Below are 3,812 nucleotides of genomic sequence, written 5' to 3'. Positions count from 1 at the left end.
AGGAGAAAAAAGTCCCGCTGGTGCCGTTTTTTCTTCAGGGAATCGGCGGGAATCCCGAGCTGATGCAGGCCGATGGCATTCACCCGGCGGTCGCGGCGCAGGGCAAGTTGCTGGAAAATGTCTGGCCTACGCTAAAACCGCTGTTATGAATTATCCCTCCCCCGGAGCGGTGCAGTGGATTGGTTGAGCGCAAGGGCATGCCAATCCAGCGGATGTTTCGCAGCATATTTCAAATAAAAACGCCCCACTGACACTGATCCTCGCGGACAAGCTTTCTGTTTCTGGCGTCTTTAAAAATAGGGGATCGCAAGGTGCGACAAAGACATCAGAACGGGGATAGATGTTTGCTGTAACCAAACTTAACACCAGATGCGAAAAAGCCGCCACATTCGCTTTGTTTTGCGCAGTTCTGGCACTCAGGCGCGTACTCATTCTTCCAGTCGCTGATTGATTTGCGGTAGTAGGGCTGAATGTCTGGATTCACCAAGCACAGCTGATGGTTGTAGACCGAAATATTCATGCCGTATTTAGCCAGGATGCCAACCGATTTGCTGAGTGTGTCTTTGTACTCGATTGGGTCGATCCACAGCTCATCGAGATTGGCCCTGGTGAAGCCCATCATCTCAAGGCCCATCAGTGCCACATGATCAACAAACAGAAGATTGCGTGCGATGAACTCACACAGCTCAGGCAGGCGCTGCACTGATAGCTTGTGAATGACGACCCGGACTTCAACCTTCTGCCCCAAGCGCTTCAGATTGAGAATGCCTTGAATGGTTTCATCAAATGCGCCTTGAGCCTGGACGATGTAGTCATGCAGCGTCGGATCGTCCGAATAAACAGGGATTCCGATCATCGCATTGGGCAATTCCATTTGCGCGTACTTTTCAGCAAATGCTGGGTCTTTGAAGCTGCGTCCGTTCGAGAGAATGTGGATTGCGGTTCTTGGTAGATAGCTTTTTGTCAGGCTGATGATCTTAAGAAAACGCTCCCGGTTGGTTGTCGGCTCGCCTCCAGTAAACCCCAGCTCGCGGGTATTTTTTGGAATCAGCGGAATGAGGCTCTCTATTTCGTCAAGTATCCATGAGTCATCAGCTGTCTTGGGCGGTTGCGAACACATCAGGCAATAATGATTGCACTGCTCGGTGACCAGGATGCTGTTGTGCGGCGATGATGCTCGAAACAAGACGCGGATGCTTTGACGATCCGCTGAAAGTCGGACAACGTCGCTATCACCGATGTAGCTGTAGTCATTCGGTAGGACTGAGTAATCAGAGTCGGAAGGCAGAGCCTCAGCCAGTTGCCGATGCTTCTCAAGCAGAAGATAGTGCGCGAATCCCCGGGGGATCTGCTGATCGGAAACTAGGTAGGCCATTTCCCGTCGCAGAACCTCAGGCAGATTCCGGCTGGTGGACACCTTGACCAGGGTGAGGTCCTTGTGAACATCCACCGCATGGATACGGATAATCTTTCCGCCAAGCTTCAGCATCGGTTGGCCCAACCCATAAAAATCTGTTTCGTTTTCTCATCGCTTCTCATCAGTTCGATGAGATGCTTGAAAATTGCCATATTTCGCTTGCAGAAAGAGGATTCAGGTTTTCTTGCTACCACGTCCTTGTGAATGGCGTGATGGTAGACAGGCTCAGCACCACAGTAAGGTTCAAATGCGCAGTCAGAGCACATTGGGGCGCTTAAGGTGAAGGAGTTTTCCAGTGCATCCAGAAGCCGGTCAGAGAGAATAATCTCCTCATATGAATGCTCAAGAATGCTGCCCAGCCGGAACGTATGATCACCCATTTCGGCAAGCATTCGGCTTTCATCTGAGGCGTAGACCGATCCGTCGTAGTTGAACACGATGGCTGCGATACCAGCCCCGGCAGGGTTCATCAAATCAACAAACCCAGGGTCCTCTGATGTCAGCATTTTTGTCAGCACGAGCGATGAATACTGCTCTACAAACCGTATGCCAGACTTGTTCAACTCAATGATGTACTCAAGACCTTCCTTGTAAAATTCCAGCCAGCGCTCCGTGTCATACGACATGAATTTTTTGGTCTTGATCGCAAAGCCGTAAGGGGAGAGCGCGCGGAGGAAAATGCCATCAAAACCCAGGCGCAAGTATTCATCAATGATGTCTCGTGCTCGTGGCAGGCTCTTATCTGTGGTTGTCATCAGGGCTGACACTTGGTCGTAGCCGAGTGCCGCACGGGCTTTCTTCAAGCCTTCCTCGAAACGCTGGTGGCTGTCTCGCCCAGGTCGTGGGCGATTTGCATTATGCAGATCCATTGGTCCATCGAGCGAAGACGAAAGCACGATGTTGTGCTGCTTACAGAAATCAAGCACGTCATCGGTCAGTAGCGATAGCGTGGTCGCAATGACAAACTGCAGGTCACGGCTTTCCTTGAGATTGCGTTTTTTTGCCTCAAGAACGACGTACTTCACTATCTCGAAGTTCAGCAGCGGCTCGCCGCCCTGAAATTCAATTTTGATGGATGGATTCGGAGACCTGAAAACGAAACCCAACGATTTGTCTGCCATCTCCGCAGTCATGTCGAATTCGCCTTTGCTCTCCGATTGCCTCGATACCTGGCAATACGGACAGCTATGATCGCAGCGAAGGGTCACCACAAAGATATGCAGATTGGTGAACTGGGCCAGCCTGGACAATCGCGTGCGAATCTTGAGTGCCAGAAGCTGAAGCGGCGCCTGCTCATTGGGGAAGCGAATGAACTGCTTGGAGCGGAGCGTAGGGATCAGCTCTGATGAGAGCGGAAGCGTCTTACTAATGATCGGCTCAAGCATCGGCACCGGTATGACGTGAAACTCACCCGCCATGTTGGTGATGACGTACTCGTCGTCATTCAGGCGGTCAAATTTGAAGGGCAGCAACTCGTAGGGACGTTGCTGCGCGTAGAATTCCAGCTTTTGGAATTTACTCACTATTCAGCCCGGTTTTTGAAAAGGCCAGCCCAAGGATCAGGTTTTTGATCGGCTGCGTCTCGGCATTCAGCCGATGGCGCAGTTGGTAGTCGAGTGCGTCCTTCTTGAATTCTTGAACGGCAGACAGAAAGGAAGGCTCGTCTACGCCGATATTCGAGGACACGACGCAGATAAATTGCCCCCCGGTGGGCGTGATATCAACCGTCAGTGAATTGATCGAGCGATAAGCGGCTTTTTGCAGAGCCTGAGCGTCATAAAGCCGCTCATCAAAGACGAGCGTATCTGAAAGTGCCATTAGGAACCCGAGTAGTGGGAACGGTGGGAGCTGTGTGAGGCGTGGGAACTATGAGAGCTGTGGTAAGCCATCATTTGACCTTGGTCACCACGTTTGAGAACAAAGGCGAACATATCATTGCCGCCGCGAACCGAAAGGTTTTCGCTTGGAGCGGTGGATTGGAGTGTGTTTGTGGTGTCGGTGTGAGGGGCGACAACCTCGTGAGTGGTCATTGCTGACGCCTGTTCCGCAGCGATCGCAGCTGCGAGAGTAGCCATTGGTACCAGAAAGGAGCGCTTTTTCATCACTGGATTTCCCTATCGTTGGCGGTCATTTATTGAGTCTTACTAGCGAATATCCATGATGTCAATGTGGAATCGACTGCTGGCATTTTGCATGCCTACTTTCCGACAGGCGTACTCTGCGTTGCCACCCAATTACGGGTGCGTTACACCGAGGCTTTCGCGAAGGTCTACAGCGATCTGGCCGAGGAGAAAAAAGTCCCGCTGGTGCCGTTTTTTCTTCAGGGAATCGGCGGGAATCCCGAGCTGATGCAGGCCGATGGCATTCACCCGGCGGTCGCGGCGCAGGGCAAGTT

General features: G+C 51.9%; 4 protein-coding genes and 2 pseudogenes. 2 read left to right on the top strand and 4 right to left on the bottom strand.

Features of this window, described 5'->3' with window-relative positions:
- Nucleotides 1-149, top strand: a pseudogene (locus AC1DIG_RS29145) (arylesterase); the annotation flags it as partial.
- A 176-nt stretch (nt 150-325) separates the two neighbouring features.
- On the opposite strand, the gene hxsC reads toward AC1DIG_RS29145, so the two are convergent.
- From hxsC to hxsA2, 4 genes are read right to left on the bottom strand one after another with little or no spacing between them, the layout of a single operon-like run.
- A complete protein-coding gene (hxsC, locus tag AC1DIG_RS29140) occupies nt 326-1,489 on the bottom strand; it encodes a His-Xaa-Ser system radical SAM maturase HxsC (RefSeq protein ID WP_477770087.1) in 1,164 nt (387 codons plus the stop codon).
- The gene (gene hxsB, locus AC1DIG_RS29135) at nt 1,483-2,940 is read right to left on the bottom strand and encodes a His-Xaa-Ser system radical SAM maturase HxsB (protein ID WP_477770086.1); all 1,458 of its coding nucleotides are present in this window, start codon (nt 2,938-2,940) and stop codon (nt 1,483-1,485) included. Before hxsB ends, hxsC begins: the two co-directional genes overlap by 7 nt.
- Nucleotides 2,933-3,235 (bottom strand): His-Xaa-Ser system protein HxsD, encoded by a 303-nt coding sequence (gene hxsD, locus AC1DIG_RS29130; RefSeq protein WP_477770085.1) that lies wholly within the window; start codon nt 3,233-3,235, stop codon nt 2,933-2,935. The genes hxsB and hxsD overlap by 8 nt, the downstream gene beginning before the upstream one ends.
- A complete protein-coding gene (gene hxsA2, locus AC1DIG_RS29125; RefSeq protein ID WP_477770084.1) occupies nt 3,235-3,519 on the bottom strand; it encodes a His-Xaa-Ser repeat protein HxsA2 in 285 nt (94 codons plus the stop codon). Before hxsA2 ends, hxsD begins: the two co-directional genes overlap by 1 nt.
- 121 nt (nt 3,520-3,640) lie before the next feature.
- Here hxsA2 and AC1DIG_RS29120 point away from each other — a divergent pair.
- A pseudogene (locus AC1DIG_RS29120) lies at nt 3,641-3,812 on the top strand (arylesterase); the annotation flags it as partial.

The sequence above is a fragment of the Pseudomonas sp. 05N431 genome, assembly GCF_056397005.1.
The sequence above is the reverse complement of the archived record's forward strand: the minus strand, read 5'-3'. Positions and strand labels throughout refer to the sequence as shown.